The organism is Mesorhizobium sp. NZP2298, assembly GCF_013170825.1.
Taxonomy (GTDB): Bacteria; Pseudomonadota; Alphaproteobacteria; order Rhizobiales; family Rhizobiaceae; genus Mesorhizobium.
Genome location: NZ_CP033365.1, coordinates 4103703 through 4125634, shown reverse-complemented (window position 1 = coordinate 4125634; position 21932 = coordinate 4103703). Strand labels below are relative to the sequence as shown.

Below are 21932 nucleotides of genomic sequence, written 5' to 3'. Positions count from 1 at the left end.
GCCCAAAAGTGACTTCGGTTTTGGGAAAACGACATGCACGAAACACAAGGACCTGAAGCGCGTCGCATGAATCCGTTTCAGCGCGACGCGCTTTAGCCGGTTGAATCACATTCTCCTAGTCCGGAAAAGGCCCGGGCGGCAAATGTCAGATAAAAATGATGCCGGCCGGCCGTAGAGTGTTTCAAGCTGTTCACGACGCGTGAAAGGCAACTTGCGGTGGCCAGCCGCAACGGTCTAGTGTCGCGTCACTTTCCAAACCGATCAGGGGAAACCAATGCAGTGGCTGGATAGCGTGGCGGGCCCTGGTTATGCGGCGGCACTCCTGTGGACTTTCGCGGCGCTGATCCTGCTGGTCATCGTGCTCGTCATCATCAGGCTCGTGCGCAACCTGACCTTCGGTACGTTTGTCGCCGGTGGACGGAACCGCAAGACCCGGCTTGCCGTCATGGACGCCACGGCCGTCGACAGCCATCGACGGCTGGTGCTGGTGCGCCGCGACGACATCGAGCATCTGCTTCTGATCGGCGGCCCGACCGATGTCGTCGTCGAACGCGACATCCGTCTGGCCGCGCCCCGCCGTCCGGCGCTGACCGGAGATGGCGGCCTGCAGCCCGTCCCGGCCGCCACGGCCCCGGCAGCAAAATCGCGTCCGCCGCAGCCGGCTCCCGCACCGGCTCGCCCCGCACCGCCTCCACAGCCGGTGACCGCTGCACCAGCGCCTGCCCGCCAGCGCCCGGCCGCACCACCGCCAACCCCGGCGCCCGCACCGAAGCCGGCGGCGCAAACCTATCAGTCGGCCAACGACACGCCACTGCCTGCCTACGGCTCCGCCAACGCCAATGCCGTCAGGCACGCGCCGCCACCGCCGCCAAGGCAGGACAGCATCGACGATACGCTGATGAAGGAACTCGAGGTTTCGCTGGACCAGCCCCGCTCCGGCGGCCCGGTGGGCAAACCGGCAGCCAAGGCGCCGCAGTCGCTCGACGATGAAATGACCAAGCTTCTGGGCGAACTTTCAAGCCAGAAGAGATGACAAGCGCCTGAGCCGGCCGGCGACCTGGCCGAGGTTGAGTACGCTGTCGCCCGGTTTTAGCCAGCCAAGCACCAACGAAAAATGGCCGGGAAACCCGGCCATTTTGATATCAACTTCGTTGTAGCTGCCCGGAACCGCGGCCCCAAAGCAATGCGTCAGTCGTCGCGATAGACTTTTTCGCGGCGCTCATGCCGTTCCTGCGCCTCGATCGACAAGGTGGCGATCGGACGCGCATCGAGCCGCTTCAGCGCGATAGGCTCGCCGGTTTCCTCGCAATAGCCGTAGGTGCCTTCATCGATGCGCTGTAGCGCCGAATCGATCTTCGAGATCAGCTTGCGCTGGCGATCGCGGGCCCTGAGCTCGATGGCGCGGTCGGTTTCCGAAGAGGCGCGGTCGGCGAGGTCAGGGTGGTTGGCGTTTTCTTGCTGAAGGATTTCGAGAGTTTCGCGCGCTTCGCGCAGTATGTCATTTTTCCAAGTGACGAGCTTTAGGCGGAAGTAGGATTTCTGCCGTTCGTTCATGAACGGCTCGTCTTCGGAGGGTACGTAATCGGCGGTAACGATGTCGTTCATTCGACTCACCCAAACTGCCCCAAATTTGGCGCCTATATATTCGCCGGTCGACGCCTGCACAAGCGCAATCGCCCACCGACTCACGCAATTGTTAAAGTACGCCGGCGGCCTCCGCCGAAGCGAGCCGCAGCCGATTCCATGGCTAAGGCGAAACCACCCTTTGCCATCCGGCCCATGCAATTCATTGGTGGGAGGACGCGGGACCATTGTGCGAACCGCCCTTCTCGTGGCTAATCGCGGTGCGGCTTCGGCATTCGGCATCACTGGAGGTTGGGTGAGCAGGCTCTATCTGTTGCGACACGCCAAGGCCGGCTGGGCGCTGCCCGGCATGCGCGATTTCGATCGCCCGCTCGACGCATCGGGCCGCGCCGATGCCGAGATCATAGGCACGGCCATGCGATCACGTGGCTATGTCCCCGACCTGACATTGTGCTCCAACGCCAGGCGCGCCAGGGAAACGCTCGAAGGACTGGCCGGTCAGACAGATACCGGCAAGGTCCTGTTTTTCGACACGCTCTACAGCGAAGACGCGGCCGGCTATCTCCGCCTTATCCGGGAGCATGGCGGGCCGGGTTCCCTGCTGGTTATCGGTCACAACCCGATGATGGAGGATCTTGCCATGGCGGTCTCCGGCGACGGCGACGACACGGCGCGGGCAACGCTCAATCATGGTTTCCCGACTTCGGGCCTGGCGGTCGTGCGCTTCCTGGACGATCTGACGAAGGTAGCCCAGGAAGCAGGTTATCTCGAAGCGTTTCTGACACCGGCCGATCTCTAGTGTCGCTTGCCGGCGCCATTTCAAAGCCGGGTTCCAAAGCCTATATCGCAGGGACCGAAGCCCGAGAGAGCACATTTTGGCATCATCGCTAACCACTTTCACCGACGAGGCAAGAATTGCCCTCGATACGCTGTCGGGACGCGCCACAGGGCTTTTTTCTCCGTCGTTGAGACTGGGCGTTACAGGCCTTTCCCGCGCGGGCAAGACGGTGTTCATCTCCGCGTTGGTCCACAATCTGATCCACGGCGGACGCCTGCCATTGTTCGAGGCACGGAGATCGGGGCGCATCGCGCGCGCCTTCCTCGAGGAACAACCTGACGACGCCGTGCCGCGCTTCCAGTACGAGGACCACATCGCCGCATTGGTCAACGACCGGGTCTGGCCCGATTCGACACGCGCCATTTCTGAACTGCGGCTGACCATCGAATACGAATCGGCCTCCGGTTGGAGCCGCATGTTCTCTTCCGGCAAATTGTCCGTCGACATCGTCGACTACCCCGGCGAATGGCTGCTCGACCTGCCGCTGCTCGGCAAATCCTTCACCGATTTTTCACGCGAAGCCATCGAGATGGCCGCTTTGCCGGTGCGAGAGGATCTGTCGCAGGCCTGGCGGGCGATCTCGGCGCGGATCGACCCGAATGCCGACGCCGACGAGATGACGGCACGCCGCCTGGCGGAGAGCTTCGCCGCCTATCTCAAGGCCTGCAAACTCGACGAGCGGGCGCTTTCAACCCTGCCGCCGGGCCGTTTCCTGATGCCCGGCGATCTCGAAGGCTCGCCCGCGCTGACTTTCGCGCCGCTGGCGGGCCTGGGCGACAGACGTCCACGACCGGGGTCGCTGCACGCCATGATGGACAGGCGCTACGAGGCTTACAAGACGCATGTCGTCAAACCTTTCTTCCGCGAACACATCACGCGGCTGGACCGCCAGATCGTGCTGATCGATGCCATGCAGGCGCTGAATGCCGGCCCTGGCGCCATGGCCGATCTCGAGCGCGCCGTGACCGAGATTCTCAGCTGTTTTCGTCCCGGCCGGGGCAGCTTCCTCACCGACCTCTTTTCGCGGCGCATCGACCGCATCCTGGTCGCCGCGACGAAGGCCGACCACCTGCACCATGAAAGCCATGACCGGTTGCAGGCTATCGTACGGCGGTTGGCCGACCGCGCCGTGGCACGGGCGAACTTCACCGGCGCCGACGTCGACGTGGTGGCCATGGCGGCGGTGCGTGCGACCCGAGAAGGCACGGTCAAGCAAGGCCGCGAGACGTTGCCGGTCATTATCGGCACGCCGATCGCCGGCGAGAGGATCAACGGCGAAACGTTTGACGGAAAGACCGAAACTGCCATATTTCCTGGTGACTTACCGGAGAAAATTGATGCGCTGTTCGACATCTCCGGACCCGACCACAGGCAGGATTCCGCGGACCCGGCAATCCGCTTTGTCCGGTTCCGTCCGCCAAGGCTCGAACGCACGGCCGAGGGTGTCACGCTGTCCTTGCCGCATATCAGGCTCGACCGCGCCCTGCAGTTCCTGATCGGAGACCATCTGGCATGACCGCGCCCCGCAAGCCGGCGGCCTTCCGCATCGAGCCGGAAGCCACGCCAACACAGCATGCGCCAGAAGCGCGCCAGACCGAGCCCTCGCGCAAACCCCGTGCGCTCAAGACAGATGTCGCGCTGGTCATACCGGCTGAGATCGACGTTTTCGACGAGCCGGACATCGTTGCGGCCGAGCCGCCACCGGCGATCGCCCCCAGAAAACGCTCACTGTTGGCCAGCATCTTCTTCGGCGCCATGGGCGTGCTGGTTTCACTGGCGGTCGGCCTGTGGACAGACCAGCTGATACGCGACCTCTTCGCCCGTGCCGAATGGCTGGGCTGGCTGGCCGCCGGCATGGCTGTTGTTGCCGTGCTCGCGCTCCTGGTAATCCTGATCCGCGAGTTCCTGGCGATCGCCCGCCTCGCCGAGGTCGAAAAACTGCAGAAGCGCGCGCTCGATGCCATCGCGCGCGACGATCCAAAGGCGGCACGATCAGTGGTCGACGAGCTTTCGGCTTTCGTCGCGGCCAAGCCGGAAACAGCGGCCGGCCGGCGTGCGCTGGCCGAACTGCGCGGCGAAATCATCGATGGCGGCAATCTGGTGCGCTTGGCCGAAGCGGAAATTCTCGGGCCCCTTGATGCCCGGGCGAAGGTGATGATCCTCGAGGCCGCCAAACGCGTCTCGCTGGTGACGGCGGTCAGCCCGCGCGCGCTCGTCGATGTCGCCTATGTGGTGTTCGAGGCAGGCCGCCTCATTCGCCGTCTTTCGGAACTCTATGGCGGACGGCCGGGAACGCTGGGGTTCTTCCGCCTGGCGCGCAGCGTTCTGGCGCATCTGGCGGTCACCGGCTCGATCGCCGTCGGCGACAGTTTCGTCCAGCAGATCGTCGGCCACGGCCTGGCGGCGCGCCTTTCGGCAAAGCTCGGCGAGGGCGTCGTCAATGGCATGATGACGGCACGCATCGGCATCGCGGCGATGGAGACGGCGCGCCCCCTGCCCTTCAGTGCAGCCAAACGTCCTGGACTGGGCGATTTTCTCTCTGCCTTGACATCGTTCGCCGCGAAGAAGGACACCGAAACGACGGGCTCCGGCAAGTAGCGCCCTGCTCCTCCCGACGATGAGCTGATTGCGGTTTCGACGCCCCGCAGTGACGAAGCATTAACCAATCTTCTTCATGGTCAAACCGGTTCCAAACAGCCTCTTTGTTGCCGGGTGTCGTCGATGAAAAGCGTAATTCTGTCCAGCGTCCTGCCCCTGGCCGTCGCGATCACAGCAGTCGTCGGCGTCGCTTCCGGGGCTTCCGCCGCGGAGCCGGACAAGCAGTTCTTCCAGTCGGCCGAAGGCAAATGGGTCGGTCCGGGCGAAATCATCGCCGGCAAGTACAAGGGCACGAAATTCAACTGCAGCTTCACCGGCTCCACGCCCGACGGCAAGATGGGCATGACGCTGGACGGCGGCTGCCGGGTCGGCGTGTTTACCCAGCCAATGTCAGCCAAGATCGAGCGCAAGGGCCGCGACTACAAGGGCTCCTTCATGGGCGGCTCGGCCGGTGCAGGCCTCGATATCATCGGCGGCAATGTTGTCGATGCCCGCAAGGTGGTCTTCACCATCAACCGTAACCAGTTGCGCGGCGTCATGCAGGCCCGCATTCCCGACGACAATTCGATGACCGTGACGGTTGCCGTGCGTGTCCAGGACCAGTTGGTGCCGGTCATCGGCATGAGCCTGAAGCGCGTCGATGCCGTCGAAGTCGGCTCCATCGCGCCTAACTGAGCGCGCATCGCGCCGTAATACACCTCAAAAGCAAAGAGGCGGCAGCCCATCGCCACCGCCTCCTCTGAAACAGTCGAACCGGGCGTCAGCCCTTGATCGCTGCCGTCACCTCGTCATAGGCCTTGCAGGCATCGGCAAGTGTCGTGGTGCCCTGGTACTTGGTTGTCACCGCCTGGACCTTGGCGGTCAGGTCAGCTGCCTTGGACGGATCCTTGGTGATCGCTTCCTGCAGCGCGGCAGCCATGTCCTGCGCCTTCTTGGTCGCGATCTCGGCCGTGCATTCCGGTGCCTTCGAACAGGCCGAGCCGGCAAGCACCGCCAGGCCGACGGCAACAAGCAAAAACTTCTTCATGTCAGTCATCTCCTCAAAAGGGCGCGACTTGATCGTCGCTCACCCTCCAATGGCCGAAGCCGAGCGTGCTCTAACCCTCGATTGTGGCAAGATGCAACGCGGCCTCAGCCTCAACTTGTGTAACGCGCCTGCAATATTGTCCGGGCTGGATTCAGGCTGTTCGATCCGCGCCGAAACCCCTATCCTTCCGGCCAGGCGCGAGACATGAAAATCGGAATCGATTTTCTGAGCGGATCATGCGCAAAATCAAGGTGCTACGGCGTCCCAGCGCATCCCTCGATCCGCGCGCCGCCATGGTTTTGACCGCGTCGGCCGCGGTCCTCGAACAAACGGAACGGTGGGAATGGCGGTAGAAACATCAGGCAGCGATCTCATTCAGGTGGTGGCGCTGCTTGCCGCGGGGGTCGTCGCCGTTCCAATCTTCAAGCGCATGGGCCTCGGCTCGATCCTTGGCTATCTGGCCGCCGGCGTGGTGATCGGCCCGTTCGGCATCGGCGTCTTTTCCGAATCGGGCGCCATCCTCCACGTCGCCGAACTCGGCGTCGTCATGTTCCTGTTCATCATCGGGCTGGAAATGCAGCCGTCGCGGCTATGGGGCCTGCGGCGCGAAATCTTCGGCCTCGGCGCGCTCCAGGTCGGGATCTGCGCGGTCCTTCTGACCGGCGTGGGGATGGCCGGGGGGTTTTCGATCTCGCAATCCTTCGTGGCCGGAGCCGGTTTCGTGCTGACCTCGACGGCGATCGTCATGCAGCTTCTGGAGGAACGCGGCGAAATCGCCTCGCCGAAAGGCCAGCGCATCGTCTCCATCCTGCTGCTGGAAGATCTGGCCATCGTGCCGCTGCTGGCCCTGATCGCATTCCTGGCACCCGGCGGCGCTGACACCAGCCTGTCGGAAAGACTGACCGAGGTCGGCATCGGCCTTGCCGCGATCGTCGGACTGGTGCTGGCCGGACGCTATCTGCTCAACCCCTTCTTCCGCATCCTGGCGGATGCCCGTGCCCGCGAGGTGATGACGGCGGCGGCCCTTCTGGTCGTGCTCGGATCGGCACTCGCCATGCAGCTCAGCGGCCTGTCGATGGCGATGGGGGCGTTCCTGGCCGGCGTTCTTCTGTCCGAATCGACCTTCCGCCATCAGCTCGAAGCCGACATCGAACCGTTCCGCGGTATCCTGCTCGGCCTGTTCTTCCTTGCCGTCGGCATGTCGCTCGACCTGCATGTGGTGGCCGCGAACTGGAAGCTGATCGCCGTCTATGTCGTCGCCTACATGGTGATGAAGGCGCTTGGCATCTACATCGTCGCCCGCATCCTCAAAACCGGCCATCGCGAAGCGCTCGAACGCGCCGTCTTCATGGCGCAAGGTGGTGAATTCGCCTTCGTCCTCTACTCGGCCGCCGCTGCCGTCGGCATCATCGACGGCCAGGCCAACGCGACCCTGACGGCGATCGTCATCATCTCCATGGTGCTGACGCCGCTGGCAATCATCGCCTTGCGATATGTCACCCCGCGCGACGAGCAGTCGCTCGACGGGGTCGATATCGCCGACGGCCTGACTGGCAGCGTGCTGATCATCGGCTTCGGCCGCTTCGGCCAGATCGCCAGCCAGCCGCTGCTGTTGCGCGGCATAGACGTCTCGATCATCGACAACGATGTCGAGATGATCCAGGCGGCGGCCGATTTCGGCTTCAAGGTCTATTATGGCGACGGCACGCGGCTGGATATCCTGCATGCGGCCGGCGCCGGCCGGGCACGCGCGGTGCTGATCTGTGTCGACAAGGCCGATGCGGCTGTTCGCATTGCCGAGCTGATCAAGGCCGAATTTCCGCTGCTTACAGTGCTGGCCCGGGCTTTCGACCGCGGCACCGCGCTGCAGCTCATTCGCGCCGGCGTCGACTATCAGCTGCGTGAGACCTTCGAATCTGCCCTGGTTTTCGGTGGCTCGGCCCTGGAATCGCTTGGTGTCGATCCCGAAGACGTGGCTGAAACGATCGAAGACGTCAGGCGCCGCGACACCGACCGCTTCGAAACCCAACTCGCCGAAGGCATCCGCGCCGGACAACGCTTCTTGCGGGGCAACATCGGCACGCCGATTCCGACACCGCTCTCCACGCCGCGCCGCCCCGGTCAGGCACTCAATGAAGAGACGGCCGGCGTCCTGCACAAATCCGAAACTGCCGATTGAACAGGGAAGCATGCATGGAATTGGACAGCAGGGCCCTGTCGGTCACCAAATTCTGGCGTGACGCCGGCGAGGATGCATGGTTCGAGAAGAACGATGCCTTCGATGCCGGTTTCCGCGACCGCTTTCTTGATCTGCACTACGCCGCCGCGCGGCGCGAATGCGATGATTGGTCAGAACACGCCGAAGGCTCGCTGGCGCTGATGATCCTGCTCGACCAGTTTCCGCGCAATTGTTTTCGCGGTACCGGCCACATGTATGCCACCGACTCGCTGGCCAAGCATTTTGCTCAGAAGGCGGTCGCCGCCGGGCATGACCTGGCGCTGGAACCCGAAGTCCGCGTGTTCCTGTATTTGCCGTTCGAACATGCTGAAAACCTTGCCGACCAGGACATCTCGGTCGAACTGCACACCGCCAGGGCCGAGTTCAACCTGAAATACGCGCTGGAGCACCGTGACATCATCCAGCGCTTCGGCCGCTTTCCGCACCGCAACAGGTTGCTTGGCCGCGAAACCACGGCGGAGGAAAAGGCATTCCTGGACGCAGGCGGTTTCTCAGGCTGACGCCCATCCATCTCTTTGTTCGACGCAATTCCCAAGGCGGAGCCGTCTCACACTTTCCTCGAATTGCCTCAGCGCAGCCACCAGTCACGGCCGGACGGCAATCTCTCGATGCCGGCGGCGTCTACGGCGCCCAAGCGCTCCGACACGCTTCGCCCGCCGACGGCAAGATCCGGCGCGATTTCGGCCAGCGGCGCCAGCACGAAGGCGCGCTCCAGCATGCGCGGATGTGGCACTTCCAGGCCGGTCTCATGGATGATGCGGTCGCCGAACACCAGAATGTCGATATCGATCAGGCGCGGCCCCCAGCGCTCCTCACGCACCCGCTTCAGCTTTCGCTCGGCATCGAGGCAGAGATCGAGCAGCGCCCGCGGCGAGAGTCGGGTCGACAGTTCGGCGGCGGCGTTGAGGAAATCCGGCTGATCGAGCTTGCCCCAGGGCGGCGTACGATAGAGCGAAGAGACAGCGGCGACGCTGGTATCCGCATCGGCATCGAGAATACGCAACGCCGCTGCCATCGAGGCAGCGGGGTCGCCCAGATTCCCGCCGAGGCTGAGATAGACGGTGTTACTCCGGCCAGACAACGGTCACCTCGACATAATCGAGCACACCAGGCACCGGCGCGTTCGGCTTGCGCACGGTGATTTCGGCTCTCTTGATCTGGGGAAACCGCTCCGTCAGCGCCTTTGCCACTTCCATTGCCAGGGCCTCGATCAGGAAGCGCCGCTCGCCGGTGATGATCTTCTCGATCACCGTGAAGGCAATCCCATAGTTGACGGTTTCCCCGATGGCATCGTCGACAAGCGCGCGGCCGGGTTCGACCGACAGCACCGCGTCGACATAGAAACGCTGGCCGAGCGCCTCCTCCTCGTCGAGCACGCCATGCCGGGCAAAGAAGGCGCAGTTCTTCAAGCGGATGACATACATGGCTCAGCGTCCCGATCTAGAGCGACGTGCGTCCACTTGGACGCACAAAGTACGCTCTAACACTTTTGAATCTACGCATCGTGCTTTCCGAAAATCGACTCCGATTTTCGGGCCGATGCAGCGGTTTCACGCGCCAGCATAGCATCCGCCACGGCCAGCGCGTCCACGTTGATTGCGACATCATGGACGCGAAACAGATGCGCTCCCCTGAGCCTGAGAATGACGCTGGTCGCCGCCGTCCCGGCGGCACGGTCGGCCGCATCGCGGCCGGTGACGGTGCCGATGAAGCGTTTTCGCGAGGTGCCGGCCATCAACGGAAAGCCAAGCGCATGAAGCTCGGCAAAACGCGCCATCAGGTCGAGATTTTCCTCAGCCGTCTCCTTGGCGAAGCCGAAGCCGGGGTCAAGCACGATGCGCTCGTCCGCAACGCCGTTCCGACGGGCGATCTCCAGCGATTTCTCCAGGAAGGCGAATTGGTCGGCGATCACGTCGGGCAGTTTTTCGCGATCCCGACCGGTGTGCATGATGATGAGCCCGGCGCCGGTTTCGGCGGCGACCCGCGCAATGTCGGGCTCGCGCTGCAAACCCCAGACATCGTTGACGACATGCGCGCCGGCAGCCACCGCAAGCCGCGCGGTCTCGGCACGATAGGTGTCGACCGAAATCAGCACCTCGCCGGAACGCGCCAGCGCCTCGATCACCGGCAGGATACGCGCCTGTTCCTCGCTGGCCGATATTGCGGCACCACCCGGCCGGGTCGATTCTCCACCAACATCGATGATCCGAGCCCCTTCGCCGACCATGCGACGCGCCTGGGCCAGTGCCGCCTCGGGGACATCAAACAGGCCACCGTCGGAAAAGCTGTCGGGGGTGACATTGAGGATCCCGACAACCACGGCCTTGCGGCCAAGGTCGAGATGGCGTCCATGGGCCAGCTGCCATCGCCCCGCCGTCATTGCTCATCAACCATGGGTTCATCAATGATGTGTGATCCGCAAAGGATCAATTCCGTTGCGTTGGCAACGGCCGTAAAGCAAGGTGGTCGAAGAGGCAATATGATGAAACGAACCCTGCTCTGCGCGCTGCTGCTTGCCGTGACGACCGCCATCCCAGCGGGCGCGGCCAATCTGGTGAAGACATACAGCTATTTTTCCATTGGCGGCAGCACGCTCGAGGATATCGAGAAGCAGCTCTCCAAACATGGGCCGCAGGTCAAAAGCACGGGCTCGCGCCACCCCGGCGCCACCCAGATGGCCTTCACCACTCGTATCAGCTACGCCCGGCAGGCTGGCTCCTGCCGGATCGCCGACGCGGTCGTGACCCTCAAGGTCAAGGTAATCCTTCCGGAATGGCGCCGCCCGCGCAAGGCGGATGCCGATGTCAAGCTGTTCTGGGATACGCTGTCTGCCGACATCAAGCGCCACGAAGAACGCCATGTCGAGATCGCCAAGAATCATGCCCGCGAGTTGGAAGACGCGCTGAAGGCTACCTATCCGCAGAAGGATTGCGATGCGGCCAAGGCGAAGGCGGCCGAGATCACCGCCGCCGTCCTCGCCAGGCACGATCGCGCCCAGGTGCAGTTCGACCGCGTCGAAAGCGTCAATTTCGAAAGCCGTATCCTCCGGCTCATGCGCTATCGCATCGAGCGCATCCAGAATGGCCAGTTGCCGCCGGCCTGAATTTTGTGGGCGCACCGAGCGGCGCCGACACAAGCCAACCGGGCCGAAGCGTAGTGCCAGCTTCGAAAAATTTTCGAACGGCAGTCGAAATCGGCCTATACGGAACGACATATCACGGGTTGGCAGGGCACAACCCTTCAAGCACGGCGCACCCACCAGACAAGCCCAATCGGTGACCCGGACAGCGCGCGAGCACATGGACGAAAGACTATGGACCAGGCTGTCGACAAGCAGACCATCGCGGCTGCGGCCACGCCACTGACCGAAGCCGAAAAGAACGCCATCATCGGCGGCGTGCTTTTGTCGATGCTGCTGGCGGCGCTCGATCAGACCATCGTCGCGCCGGCCATGCCGACCATCGGGCATGCGCTTGGCCATGCGCAGTATCTGCCGTGGATCGTCACCGGCTACCTGCTGACTGCGACCGCCATGGCACCGCTCTACGGCAAGATCTCGGACGTCCATGGCCGTCGGCCAACGGTGTATGCCGCGATCCTGATCTTTCTCCTGGGATCGCTTGTCAGCGCGATGGCTCCCAACATGTTCGTGCTGGTGGTCGGGCGCGCCATCCAGGGCGCCGGCGGCGGCGGCCTGTTCGCCCTGGCGCAGACCGTGATCGGAGACCTTGTGCCGCCGCGAGAGCGGGCACGATACGCGGCCTGGATTTCGGGCACCTGGGCGGTCGCCAGCATCGCTGGGCCACTGTTGGGCGGCACCTTCGCCGAACATCTGCACTGGTCGCTGATCTTCTGGATCAACATCCCGCTCGGCATCGCCGCGATGGCCATCATCAACAAGCCGCTGAGGAAGCTGCCAGTCGCGGCAAAGCGGCATCGCATAGACGGTCTTGGCGCGCTGCTTTTGATCGTGGCCACCGCCCTAGTACTTCTGGCCTTGAATTGGGGCGGCAGCGAGTATCCGTGGCTGTCGCGCGAAATCCTCGGGCTGCTGGCGAGTTCGGCCATCATCTGGTGTGCGTTCGCGCTGCGGCTGTTGCGCGCTTCCGAGCCGCTGATCTCGCTCGAAGTGCTCTCCAATCCAATCGTTCTCGGGGGCACGCTTTCGCTGTTCCTCCTGCAGGCCTCCAATATCGGGCTGTCGGTCTATCTGCCGGTCTACCTGCAATCGGTCATCGGCTTGTCGGCGAGCGAATCCGGCACCGCCCTGCTGGGGCTGATGCTGGGCACGGTTGCCGGCGCGACATTCAGCGGGCGCACCATTCCACGCTTCGTCCACTACAAGCGGATCGCCATGATTGGGTTGGCCTTCGCCGCCGCGTGTCTCGCCATCCTCACGCTTGTGGCCGGGCACGCCTCGCTGTTGGTCGTCGAGATCCTGACGACATGCATCGGCATTGGCAGCGGCACCACCTTTCCGGTCGCCACGGTGTCGGTCCAGAACGCGGTCGACCCCAAGCATCTCGGCGTCGCCACCGGCGTGATGACGTTCCTGCGCTCGCTGGGCAGCGCGCTCGGCGTGGCGATCCTCGGTGCCGTCGCGCTGGGCAACGGCCTGCCGCTGGCTGGCGAAGGCGCCCAGGCGGGCGGAGCCGTGGCTGGGACTTCGGCGTTCTGGGTGATCTTCGCCGCCGCCGTGGTTATGCTGATGCTGGCGCTTCTGACGCTCAGCCTGATGCCGGAAAAGCCGCTGCGCGGCCGGCCCGAGACTCCGGTCCTGGCGGACTAGACTGGAGCAATTCCAGGAAAGTGCGAATCGCGTTCCCCTTGGGAAATGCATTAGATCAAAGAGATAGAGCCTCTTCCCGTTTCCGCGAAACGGTGAAACGCCCTAGGAAGCGTCCACCACGCCGAGCTTCTTTTGCAGGCTCGTCGACGAGGTCGTGTACTGGAACACGATGCGTTCCCCGGGGCTGATGATGCGCTTGGCGGCCTGCGCCATTAGCGCCACTTCATGGAAGCCCGACAGGATCAGCTTTAGCTTGCCCGGATACCAGTTGATGTCGCCGACGGCGAAAATGCCGGGCACCGATGTCTGGAACTTCTCGGTGTCGACCGGAATCAGGTTTTCGTGCAGATTGAGCCCCCATTCCGCGATCGGTCCAAGCTTCATGGTCAAGCCGAAGAAGGGCAGCATGCGTGTGCATGGCACTTCGATATCGCCGTCCGGACCGCCCTTGATGGTGGCCGATGACAGCTGGCCATCGGCGCCGGAGAGGCCGGTCACCTGGCCGACCTTGAATTCCAGCTGCTTCATCTCCTGCATGGCGTACATCTTGTTGACGCTGTCGGGCGCGGCGCGGAATTCAGGCCGCCGATGGACCAGCGTCACGCTTTTCGCCACAGCCTGCAGGTTCAGCGTCCAGTCGAGCGCCGAGTCGCCGCCGCCGACAATGACGAGGTCGTGGCCGCGAAAATCCTCCATCCGGCGCACCGAATAGAAGACGCTCTTGCCTTCATAGGGCTCGATGCCCGGGATCGGCGGACGCTTCGGCTGGAACGAGCCGCCGCCCGCGGCGATGACCACCACCTTGGCCTCGAACACCTCGTTCTCGTCCGTGGTCACGCGAAAGCTGCCATCCTCCAGCTTCTCCAGGCTGGAGACCATGCGATTGTAGGTGAAGTCAGGCTTGAACGGGTGGATCTGCTCGAGCAGCTTGTCGACCAGCCCTTGCGCCGAGATCGAAGGCCAACCGGGGATGTCGTAGATCGGCTTTTCCGGATAAAGCTCCGCGCATTGGCCCCCTGGCCTGTCGAGAATGTCGATCAGGTGGCACTTCATATCGAACAGGCCGAGTTCGAACACGGCAAACAGCCCCACGGGCCCCGCTCCGACAATGAGGACGTCTGTGCTGATGATCCCGGTCATGCGCTATGCCTCGCTGCTGGATTGGCGTGAGACTGCATGACCGCCGACCCGCTGCCAAGCGGCAGCTGGAAAAATCGGCTTTCAGCCCTGGCGCTCGGGCACCCGCACCACCAGACCGTCGAGCGCGTCGCGCACCTTGATCTGGCAGGACAGCCGCGAATTCGGCTGGACGTCGTAGGCGAAGTCAAGCATGTCCTCCTCCATCGCCTCGGGCTCGCCGACCTCCGCCGTCCATGCCTCGTCGACATAGACATGGCAGGTGGCGCAGGCACAGGCGCCGCCGCACTCGGCCTCGATCCCCGGCACGGCGTTGCGGATGGCGTTTTCCATCACCGTCGAGCCGTTTTCGGCATCCACGTCAAAATGTGTGCCGTCATGGGCGATGAAGGTCAGTTTGGTCATTTGTCACCTGAAGGGAGTTTCAGCCGAGATAATCACTCCGGCAAACAAGTCAACTGCCGCGCGAAAGCGGCGCTCGGTGACGTTTTTCCACAAACCGGGGGTCAGCGATTGATCGCGGCGATGAAATCGCGCACTTCGTCGATCAGCGTGCCAAGCCGCTTGAGCGTCTGGCTGTCTTCCGGCCGCCGCTCGATCTCGGTGGCGCAATCGGCGATGGCGAAGGCGCCGACGCCGCGAGCCGAGCCCTTCAACCCGTGAGCCAGCAAAAGCCGGTCCTTGAGATTGGCGTCGACTATTTTGTCGCGCACCGACAGCGCCTGCTGTACAAACAGCGCCAGCACCTCCTGCTCGAGAGCGCGGTCGCCCATCGTCTGCCGGGCAAGGTGTGCCAAATCGACCGGTCGGGACTGCCTGGTTCCCGATACGTCGCCCCCGGGCATTGAGAAGGCAATGCCGCTTTCGCCACGCATGAACTCGAACTCCGTTTTCTTCGGCCGCCTGAAAAACTAGGCGAATCCAATGGACAACGGGTTAATGAATGGCCCGGAAAAATGTTGCGAAAGCGGCGCCCAAATCACGCTTCCGTTAACCTTATATTTAAAGTTTTACGTATCCCGCGGAATGCATGTTTTCTTTACCCCCCTGTGTCATTACGATACGAGGGTCCATTTTCAGCCTCCTGCGCGGGGGTAAGACAAACAGAATTATATAAGCCCGCGGCAGCTAGTACAGGGTAGCGAAGGCATGGCGAAGAAACCAACGACGAACACGAGAACTCTCGACAGCGACGTGGCCAGGGAACTGGAAAAAGCGCTCGATCTCGACCTCAGCGGCGACATCGGCAGCGGCGATCTCGATATCGCGGCTTCGATGGAAGATCTGGAAGCGCAGATATCCCAGGCCGCCGACGAGCTGGCTCGCGAGGGACGCAACCAGAATCCGGCACCCGCCGCCAATCAGGCGCCCGTGGCCAATCAGGGCCCCGTGACCGATCAGGCCGCGAAGCCCGCGCCAAAGGCCAAGCCCGCTGAACTGCGCCCGGTGGAGACACGCAATGGCAATGGCACGCAGCCCACGGGCTTTGCGCCGGCCAACGACGATCGTCAGAAAGATTACAAGACCCTCCTGCACAGCCTCAACAGGCGCGCTTCCAACACCGTCTACTGGATCATCGCGTTTGTGTCGCTCGCATGGGTCGCGGGCGCTGGTGCGCTCGCCAACCTGCTGTTCGGACCGGGCATCTGGCGGATCCGCACGCTCGACCAGTTCTTTGCCCGTCCCGAGCTGATTGGCCTCGCCGTCGCGGCGATCGTGCCGATCATCCTGTTCTGGGCCTTCGCGGCCATGATTCGCCGCGCCCAGGACATGCGCATCGCCGCACAGTCGATGACGGAAGTGGCCTTCCGCCTGACCGAGCCGGAAAACATGGCGCAGGATCGCGTCATGATGATCGGCCAGGCTGTTCGCCGCGAAGTGGCGGCCATGGGCGAAGGCATCGAACGCACACTTGCCCGCGCCGTGGAACTGGAAACGCTGGTCCACAGCGAAGTCAACCAGATCGAGCGCTCCTATTCGGAAAACGAAACCCGCATCCGTTCGCTGGTCGACGGGCTCGGCAGCGAGCGCGAGGCCGTCGTCACCCATGCCGAGCGGGTCCGCGCCTCGATTTCGGGCGCGCATGAGACGCTCAGGGATGAAATCGGCGCCGCCAGCGACATCATCCGCGACTCGATCCTCAACGCATCGACCAAGCTGTCGATGACGATCACCAATTCCGGCGACACGCTGATCGACCGCATCAATGAAAGCTCGATGTCGATTTTCGATTCGGTGGAAGGCCGGCTCGACAACATCACCGACAGGCTTACGACCTCTGGCGAGGCCTTCGCCAGCCTGCTCGACACGCGCATTGCCAAGCTGACGGACACGACGGACGGCCTGACCCGGTCGCTGACCGATCTGCTCGACGATCGTACCACCGGCATGGTGTCGCTGCTTGGCGGCGCCGCGCGCACCCTCAATTCGGAATTCGAAGCCAGCCTCAACGGCATCGAGCGCACGCTCGCCGAACGCGGCCAGGCGCTGATCAGCGAGTTCCAGACCCGCGCCGAAGCGCTGGACACCGGTACGCAGAAGCTCAACGCCGCGCTTGAGGCGCGAGCCCGCCAGATCAACGAGACGCTGGTCGAGCGCGCCCGCGAAATCGCCCACACTTTCGCCGAGAGCAGGGATACGCTGACCGCCATGATCGATCAGGGCAAGACCCAGATCGGCGCCGACATGGCCGACATCGTCACCTCGACATCGAGCATGCTGGAGGCCCGCGCCAGCGACTTCGCCGGGCGCATGGAAGCGGCGCGTCACGTCGTCTCGCGCTCTTTCGACAGCGACATCCAGCGGCTAGCCGACGCTCGCGTCGGCATCGAGGAAGCCGTCGAAAACCACAGCCGCAAGCTTTCCGAAAGCCGCGAACGCATGGCAGCCGCCATGGAGGCGGATCTCGCGAAATTCGCCGAGGGCCGCGCCGGCATCGATGCCGCCGTGACCAACCAGGTGCAGAAGCTGGCCGAAGGCCGCAGCCTGATCGCACGCGCCCTCGAAGAGGACCTGCGCAAGGTCAACGAATCGCGCGCTGCCATCGATGCATCGCTCGGCAGCCACCTCGAGAGGCTGGAAGAAGGCCGCAACCGGCTTTCACTGGCCCTCAACGAAGACTCCGGGAAACTCGTTCAAGCTCGCACGATCATTGATGAAATGGTCGCCGGACATGTCGGAAAACTCGCCGAAGGCCGCAACATCCTGTCGCGCGCCCTGGAAGCGGATCTCGGCAAGCTGTCCGACAGCCGCGCCAGCATTGACGGGCTGGTCGCCGGCCAGGTCGAGAAGATCGCCGAAGGCCGCGCGGTGCTCGCCAAGGCGCTGGAAAACGACATCATCGGCATCAAGAACCTGATCGAGACCCATTCGGCAAAGCTGATGGAAGACCGCACCCAGCTCGGTCGTTCGCTCGAAAACGACCTCTCGGGCATCAGGGGCCTGCTTGACGATCATTCCGGAAGGCTTGCCAACGACCGCAGCCTGCTGTCGCAGACGCTCGAAGCCGACCTTGCCAAGCTGGCCGAAAGCCGCTCCAGCATCGACGGCCTGGTCGCCGGCCAGGTCGAGAAGCTGGCCGAGGGCCGCGACATTCTCAAGCGCGCGCTGGAATCGGACCTCAACACCATCAAGGGCGTCATATCCAGCCAGTCGGAAAAGCTGGCGGAGGATCGCGGGCAGCTTTCGCGGGTCCTGGAAGCCGACCTGCAGAATGTGAACAGCGTCATCGCCGATCATATGAACAGGCTGGTTCAGGATCGTTCGACCTTGTCGAAGGCTCTTGAGGATGACCTCGCCAAGCTGGCCGACAGCCGCTCCAGCATCGATGGTCTGGTCGCCGGCCAGGTGGAGAAGCTGGCCGAAGGCCGTGACATTCTCAAACGCGCGCTGGAAGCCGACCTCAACACGATCAAGAATACCGTTGCCGACCAGTCGCAGAAACTGGTCGACGACCGCGCCCAGTTCGCCAAGGCGCTCGAAGCAGATCTCGAAAGCGTCAACAGCCTCGTCAACAGCCATTCCGAGCGGCTTGTCCAGGATCGCTCGACCCTGTCGAAGGCGCTGGAAGTCGACCTCGAAAGCGTCAACAGCCTCGTCAACAGCCATGCCGAGCGCCTGGTTCAGGAGCGCTCGACCCTGTCGAAGGCGCTGGAGGCCGATCTCGACAGCGTCAGCGGCCTGGTCGCGGGCCACGCCGACAGGCTTGTCCAGGAGCGCTCGACCCTGTCGAAGGCTCTCGAGGACGATCTTGCCAAGCTGGCCGAAAGCCGCTCCAGCATCGATGGCCTGGTCGCCGGCCAAGTAGAGAAGCTGGCCGAAGGCCGCGACATTCTCAAGCGTGCCCTTGAAGCTGATCTCGCCAAGCTGGCCGAAAGCCGCTCCAGCATCGATGGTCTGGTCGCCGGCCAGGTCGAGAAGCTGGCCGAAGGCCGCGATATTCTCAAGCGCGCGCTGGAATCGGACCTCAACACCATCAGAGGTGTCATATCCAGCCAGTCGGAAAAGCTGGCGGAGGATCGCGGGCAGCTTTCACGGGTCCTGGAGGCCGACCTGCAGAAGCTGACCGAGAGCCGCGGTGAGATCGACAACATCATCGCTGGCCATGTCGGCAAGCTGGCCGAAGGCCGCGACATGTTGAGCCGTGCGCTGGAAGACGATCTCGGCAAGCTCGCCGAGACCCGTAAGGACGTCGACCGCTCGCTGTCGGGTCATATCGACCAGATCGCAGCCAGGAGCACCGACATTTCGGCCGCGATCGCCGCCGATGTCGACAAGATCGAGCAGGCGTTCAGCCGTCAGACCGGCATCATCGAGGAACGCGCCGGAACCATGGAGCGTGCGCTTTCGACTGGCGTCGACAACGTCCGCAGCGTGCTCGAGAAGAGCGCGGTCTTCGTCGCCGGCGCATTGCGCGACAAGGTCCTGGAAGTCACCAGCACGCTGCATGAGCAGGCCGGTGCGGCCTTCAGTGACGCCGACCGCAAGATCGCCGAGCGCGCCGAACAGACGTCAGCCGCCCTTTTGGCGCGGGCTGAAGACATCGCCCGGACCTTCGAGGAGGCCGATCGTCGCCTCCACGCCCGTGCGGAAGATACTTCGAACGCGCTGCTTGCCCGCGCGGACGACACCTCCAGCACGCTGCTGGCGCGCGCCCATGAAACCGCCGATCAGTTGGCTGCCCGCGCCGGCGAGATCGCCGGCACCTTCGACCTGGCGGACCAGAAGCTCGCCGCCCGCGCCCAGGCAACCACCGATCAGTTGGCCGCCCGGGCTCAGGAGACCGCGGATCATCTGGCGGCCCGTGCAAGCGAGATCGCCGGCACGTTCGACGCGGCCGACCAGAAACTGGTTGCCCGCGCTGTCGAGACGGCACAGTCGCTGGCCGCCCGCGCCGGCGACATCCTGCGCAACTTCGAAAGCGCCGACCAGCGGCTCGGCATGCGCATCGGCGAATCGGCCGAGGCGCTGGCCGCCCGCGCTTCGGACCTCGGTCGCATCTTCGATGCCGCCGACCAGCAACTGGTTTCGCGCATCGCGGAAGGCTCGGACGCCCTGTCCAGCCGTGCGTCGGAAATCGGCCGCATCTTCGACGAGGCAGACCAGCGCCTGGTCTCGCGCATCGCCGACAGCTCGTCGACGATCGGCGAACATGCGCAGACCATCGTCGGTGCTTTCGCCAGCACCGAGCAGAGGGTCGCCGACCGTGCCCGCCAGACCGGCCAGGAACTGGCCGTGCATGCCCGCGAAATCGAGCAGGCGCTTGCCGGCGCCGACGAGCGTCTTGCATCGAGCGCGGCGGCGGCGGCCGCCCGTGTCGAGGAACAGATCGCGAGCGTCGAGAACCGGCTCGCCTACACTACCGAGACGATGGGACAGAAGCTCAACGAACAGGTTTCGACCGCCGAGGCGCAACTCGTTTCACGCGCCAATGTGATCGCCGAGACCTTCACCGCGGTTGGCCAGCATATCGGCCAGAGCACCAACGACGCCGCCAAGACGATCGGCGCCAACACCCGCGAACTCAACACCATGCTCGCGGCCCGCTCGGCCGAAATGTCGAGGATCCTCGACGAAACCGCCCGGCCGTTGGTCGAGCGCTTCGCCCAGGGTGGCTCGGAACTGCAGAAGAGCATGGAAGAGGTCACCGAACGCGCGACCGAGAAGCTGCGCAGCGAAAATGCCGCCCTTGTCAACGCGCTCGCCAGCCGCACCGCCGAGACCTTGTCGGCGGTCGAGGGCGCTCGCTCGTCGCTGTCCGACAGCGTTGCCGATCTCATCGGCCGCATGACCAACTCCAGCTCGCAGCTCGGTCAGTTGATCGAGCAGGCCGCGGTCAATCTCGGCCAGGTCGACGAACGCCTGACCGGCAGCACACAGAGCTTCGCGGCGACCACCGAAAAGGCGGCGCAGACCTTCGCCAGCTCGGCGCGCCTGGTCGATTCGAACACCACAAGGCTGACGGAACTGTCGTCGTCGACCTTGCGCGAAGTGGCCTCGATCGCCACCAAGTTCGATGAACACAGCCGTCTGCTGGCCAGTGCCTCGGACCTCTTGAGCTCTGCCCAGAGCAACCTTGAGCACACGCTGGAAAGGCAGTCGTCGCTCGAGGATCTTGCCGTCGGCCTGGTCAAGAAATCGGAAGATCTCGAAAGGGTCATGCGCTCCTTCGAAAACCTCGTCGGCCAGACGCTGCAGAACGCCGAAGGCAAGACGCTGGAATCGGCCGACAAGATCCGCAACGCCATCACCGATGTCGTGGATTCGGCCACCAAGCGCTTCGCCGATGCGACCGAGGAGATGCGGCGCACGGCGGGCTCGATCAAGAGCGAACTCGACCTCACCCGCGCCGAACTCAAGAAAGGCGTCATCGAGATGCCGGAAGAGGCGAAGGAATCGACCTCCGCCATCCGCCGCGCCGTTTCCGAGCAGATCAACGCCTTGAAAGAGCTTTCGGACATCGTTGCGAAGTCCGGTCGTGGCGGCGACACCTCGGAGCCGCGCACCTTGCGTCCGGCGCCGCAAGCGCCGGTCACCCGCGCTGCCGAGCCGCCGCGTCGCGCGCCGGCGCCGCAGCCGGAGCTTCGCACGCCTCAGGCGCCGCTGGGCGGCACCGCACTGCGCGGCACGCTCGATCTCGAGCGTCCAGCCGAGGCGGCACCGCGTCAGCAGCGTCCCGACGCCAACACCCGCACGCCACAGGGCGGCTGGGTGCGTGACCTCCTGACCGCGGCGTCGAACGATGCGGATCTCAGGCCGGCGGCTCCACCCTCGGCGCCCGCCGAAGCGCCGCGCGCGGCGCCTGCCCAGCGCTCGCCGCTGCATGTGGTGGAATCGCTGAACTCGCTCTCTGTCGATATTGCACGGGCCATCGACCACGACGCTTCGATCGAGCTGTGGAACCGCTATCGGCGCGGCGAGCGGGACGTGTTCACGCGCCGGCTCTACACACTGAAGGGCCAGCAGACGTTCGACGAGATCCGCCGCAAATATCAGGGAGAGGCCGAGTTCCGCGCCGCCGTCGACCGTTACTGCGACGACTTCGAGAAACTGCTGAAGGATGTCTCACGCAACGACCGCGACAACATCATGGCGCAGACCTACCTGACGTCGGACACCGGCAAGGTCTATACCATGCTGGCCCATGCCAGCGGCCGCTTGCACTGAGCCGGAATTGAACAGGCGGGGCCCCGCCCCGCCTGTGACTGCCTCAAAGCTCCGT

The 21932-nt window shown here is 63.9% G+C and carries 18 protein-coding genes; 10 read left to right on the top strand and 8 right to left on the bottom strand.

Translation table 11 applies throughout. The features are described 5' to 3' along the window. The first annotated feature begins 274 nt into the window (after positions 1–274). On the top strand, positions 275–1033 hold the full coding sequence (locus EB231_RS19895; RefSeq protein ID WP_172350365.1) for a flagellar biosynthetic protein FliO: 759 nt from the start codon (positions 275–277) through the stop codon (positions 1031–1033). Between the two features lie 155 nt (positions 1034–1188). Here the strand turns inward: EB231_RS19895 and dksA are convergent, their stop codons facing one another. Further along, the gene (gene dksA / locus EB231_RS19890; protein ID WP_006202025.1) at positions 1189–1605 is read right to left on the bottom strand and encodes an RNA polymerase-binding protein DksA; all 417 of its coding nucleotides are present in this window, start codon (positions 1603–1605) and stop codon (positions 1189–1191) included. A 274-nt stretch (positions 1606–1879) separates the two neighbouring features. Between dksA and EB231_RS19885 the strand changes: the two genes are divergently transcribed. From EB231_RS19885 to EB231_RS19870, 4 genes are all read left to right on the top strand, one after another. Next, positions 1880–2383 (top strand): SixA phosphatase family protein, encoded by a 504-nt coding sequence (locus tag EB231_RS19885; protein WP_172350364.1) that lies wholly within the window; start codon positions 1880–1882, stop codon positions 2381–2383. 76 nt (positions 2384–2459) lie between these two features. Then, positions 2460–3938, top strand: coding sequence for a YcjX family GTP-binding protein (locus tag EB231_RS19880; protein ID WP_172350363.1), 1479 nt, complete (start codon positions 2460–2462; stop codon positions 3936–3938). Next, complete coding sequence (locus EB231_RS19875) at positions 3935–5020, top strand: YcjF family protein (protein ID WP_172350362.1); 1086 nt, start codon at positions 3935–3937, stop codon at positions 5018–5020. The genes EB231_RS19880 and EB231_RS19875 overlap by 4 nt, the downstream gene beginning before the upstream one ends. A 123-nt stretch (positions 5021–5143) precedes the next feature. Beyond that, complete coding sequence (locus EB231_RS19870) at positions 5144–5695, top strand: hypothetical protein (protein ID WP_172350361.1); 552 nt, start codon at positions 5144–5146, stop codon at positions 5693–5695. Positions 5696–5780: 85 nt separating this feature from the next. Here the strand turns inward: EB231_RS19870 and EB231_RS19865 are convergent, their stop codons facing one another. Further along, entirely contained in the window at positions 5781–6047 is a 267-nt protein-coding gene (locus EB231_RS19865; RefSeq protein ID WP_019858327.1) for a hypothetical protein, read from the bottom strand. Between the two features lie 343 nt (positions 6048–6390). On the opposite strand from EB231_RS19865, the gene EB231_RS19860 reads away from it, so the two are divergent. Together EB231_RS19860 and EB231_RS19855 are read left to right on the top strand one after the other, a co-directional pair. Next, positions 6391–8226 (top strand): monovalent cation:proton antiporter-2 (CPA2) family protein, encoded by a 1836-nt coding sequence (locus tag EB231_RS19860; RefSeq protein WP_172350360.1) that lies wholly within the window; start codon positions 6391–6393, stop codon positions 8224–8226. A 14-nt stretch (positions 8227–8240) separates the two neighbouring features. Further along, complete coding sequence (locus EB231_RS19855) at positions 8241–8786, top strand: DUF924 family protein (RefSeq protein WP_172350359.1); 546 nt, start codon at positions 8241–8243, stop codon at positions 8784–8786. 68 nt (positions 8787–8854) lie between these two features. Here EB231_RS19855 and folK read toward each other — a convergent pair whose 3' ends face one another. The 3 genes from folK to folP form a co-directional block, all read right to left on the bottom strand. Then, the gene (folK, locus tag EB231_RS19850) at positions 8855–9367 is read right to left on the bottom strand and encodes a 2-amino-4-hydroxy-6-hydroxymethyldihydropteridine diphosphokinase (RefSeq protein ID WP_172350358.1); all 513 of its coding nucleotides are present in this window, start codon (positions 9365–9367) and stop codon (positions 8855–8857) included. Beyond that, a complete protein-coding gene (gene folB, locus EB231_RS19845) occupies positions 9351–9710 on the bottom strand; it encodes a dihydroneopterin aldolase (RefSeq protein ID WP_056576709.1) in 360 nt (119 codons plus the stop codon). The genes folK and folB overlap by 17 nt, the downstream gene beginning before the upstream one ends. Before the next feature lie 71 nt (positions 9711–9781). Further along, positions 9782–10666 (bottom strand): dihydropteroate synthase, encoded by an 885-nt coding sequence (gene folP, locus EB231_RS19840; protein WP_172350357.1) that lies wholly within the window; start codon positions 10664–10666, stop codon positions 9782–9784. 99 nt (positions 10667–10765) lie between these two features. Here folP and EB231_RS19835 point away from each other — a divergent pair, with 99 nt between their 5' ends. After that, on the top strand, positions 10766–11389 hold the full coding sequence (locus EB231_RS19835; protein WP_172350356.1) for a DUF922 domain-containing Zn-dependent protease: 624 nt from the start codon (positions 10766–10768) through the stop codon (positions 11387–11389). A 210-nt stretch (positions 11390–11599) separates the two neighbouring features. Then, positions 11600–13075 (top strand): MDR family MFS transporter, encoded by a 1476-nt coding sequence (locus tag EB231_RS19830; RefSeq protein ID WP_172350355.1) that lies wholly within the window; start codon positions 11600–11602, stop codon positions 13073–13075. Positions 13076–13177: 102 nt separating this feature from the next. On the opposite strand, the gene EB231_RS19825 is transcribed toward EB231_RS19830, so the two are convergent. The 3 genes from EB231_RS19825 to EB231_RS19815 form a co-directional block, all read right to left on the bottom strand. Further along, positions 13178–14215 carry an NAD(P)/FAD-dependent oxidoreductase gene (locus EB231_RS19825; protein ID WP_172350354.1) on the bottom strand — a complete coding sequence of 346 codons (1038 nt, stop codon included), beginning with the start codon at positions 14213–14215 and terminating at the stop codon, positions 13178–13180. An 81-nt stretch (positions 14216–14296) separates the two neighbouring features. Further along, entirely contained in the window at positions 14297–14617 is a 321-nt protein-coding gene (locus EB231_RS19820) for a 2Fe-2S iron-sulfur cluster-binding protein (protein WP_137931040.1), read from the bottom strand. 101 nt (positions 14618–14718) lie between these two features. After that, positions 14719–15087, bottom strand: a complete 369-nt coding sequence (locus EB231_RS19815) for an Hpt domain-containing protein (protein WP_140773357.1) — start codon at positions 15085–15087, stop codon at positions 14719–14721. Positions 15088–15361: 274 nt separating this feature from the next. On the opposite strand from EB231_RS19815, the gene EB231_RS19810 reads away from it, so the two are divergent. Then, positions 15362–21877, top strand: coding sequence for a kinesin (locus EB231_RS19810; RefSeq protein WP_172350353.1), 6516 nt, complete (start codon positions 15362–15364; stop codon positions 21875–21877). Positions 21878–21932: the final 55 nt, after the last annotated feature.

Excerpts from the sequence above, each read along its gene's own strand:
- EB231_RS19860 (WP_172350360.1), top strand. The coding sequence starts at position 6,391 with ATGGCGGTAGAAACATCAGGCAGCGATCTCATTCAGGTGGTGGCGCTG.
- folP (WP_172350357.1), bottom strand. The coding sequence starts at position 10,666 with ATGACGGCGGGGCGATGGCAGCTGGCCCATGGACGCCATCTCGACCTT.
- EB231_RS19815 (WP_140773357.1), bottom strand. The coding sequence starts at position 15,087 with ATGCGTGGCGAAAGCGGCATTGCCTTCTCAATGCCCGGGGGCGACGTA.
- folB (WP_056576709.1), bottom strand. The coding sequence starts at position 9,710 with ATGTATGTCATCCGCTTGAAGAACTGCGCCTTCTTTGCCCGGCATGGC.
- EB231_RS19830 (WP_172350355.1), top strand. The coding sequence starts at position 11,600 with ATGGACCAGGCTGTCGACAAGCAGACCATCGCGGCTGCGGCCACGCCA.
- EB231_RS19895 (WP_172350365.1), top strand. The coding sequence starts at position 275 with ATGCAGTGGCTGGATAGCGTGGCGGGCCCTGGTTATGCGGCGGCACTC.
- EB231_RS19855 (WP_172350359.1), top strand. The coding sequence starts at position 8,241 with ATGGAATTGGACAGCAGGGCCCTGTCGGTCACCAAATTCTGGCGTGAC.
- EB231_RS19875 (WP_172350362.1), top strand. The coding sequence starts at position 3,935 with ATGACCGCGCCCCGCAAGCCGGCGGCCTTCCGCATCGAGCCGGAAGCC.
- EB231_RS19835 (WP_172350356.1), top strand. The coding sequence starts at position 10,766 with ATGATGAAACGAACCCTGCTCTGCGCGCTGCTGCTTGCCGTGACGACC.
- EB231_RS19810 (WP_172350353.1), top strand. The coding sequence starts at position 15,362 with ATGGCGAAGAAACCAACGACGAACACGAGAACTCTCGACAGCGACGTG.
- EB231_RS19825 (WP_172350354.1), bottom strand. The coding sequence starts at position 14,215 with ATGACCGGGATCATCAGCACAGACGTCCTCATTGTCGGAGCGGGGCCC.
- EB231_RS19865 (WP_019858327.1), bottom strand. The coding sequence starts at position 6,047 with ATGAAGAAGTTTTTGCTTGTTGCCGTCGGCCTGGCGGTGCTTGCCGGC.
- EB231_RS19820 (WP_137931040.1), bottom strand. The coding sequence starts at position 14,617 with ATGACCAAACTGACCTTCATCGCCCATGACGGCACACATTTTGACGTG.
- dksA (WP_006202025.1), bottom strand. The coding sequence starts at position 1,605 with ATGAACGACATCGTTACCGCCGATTACGTACCCTCCGAAGACGAGCCG.
- EB231_RS19870 (WP_172350361.1), top strand. The coding sequence starts at position 5,144 with ATGAAAAGCGTAATTCTGTCCAGCGTCCTGCCCCTGGCCGTCGCGATC.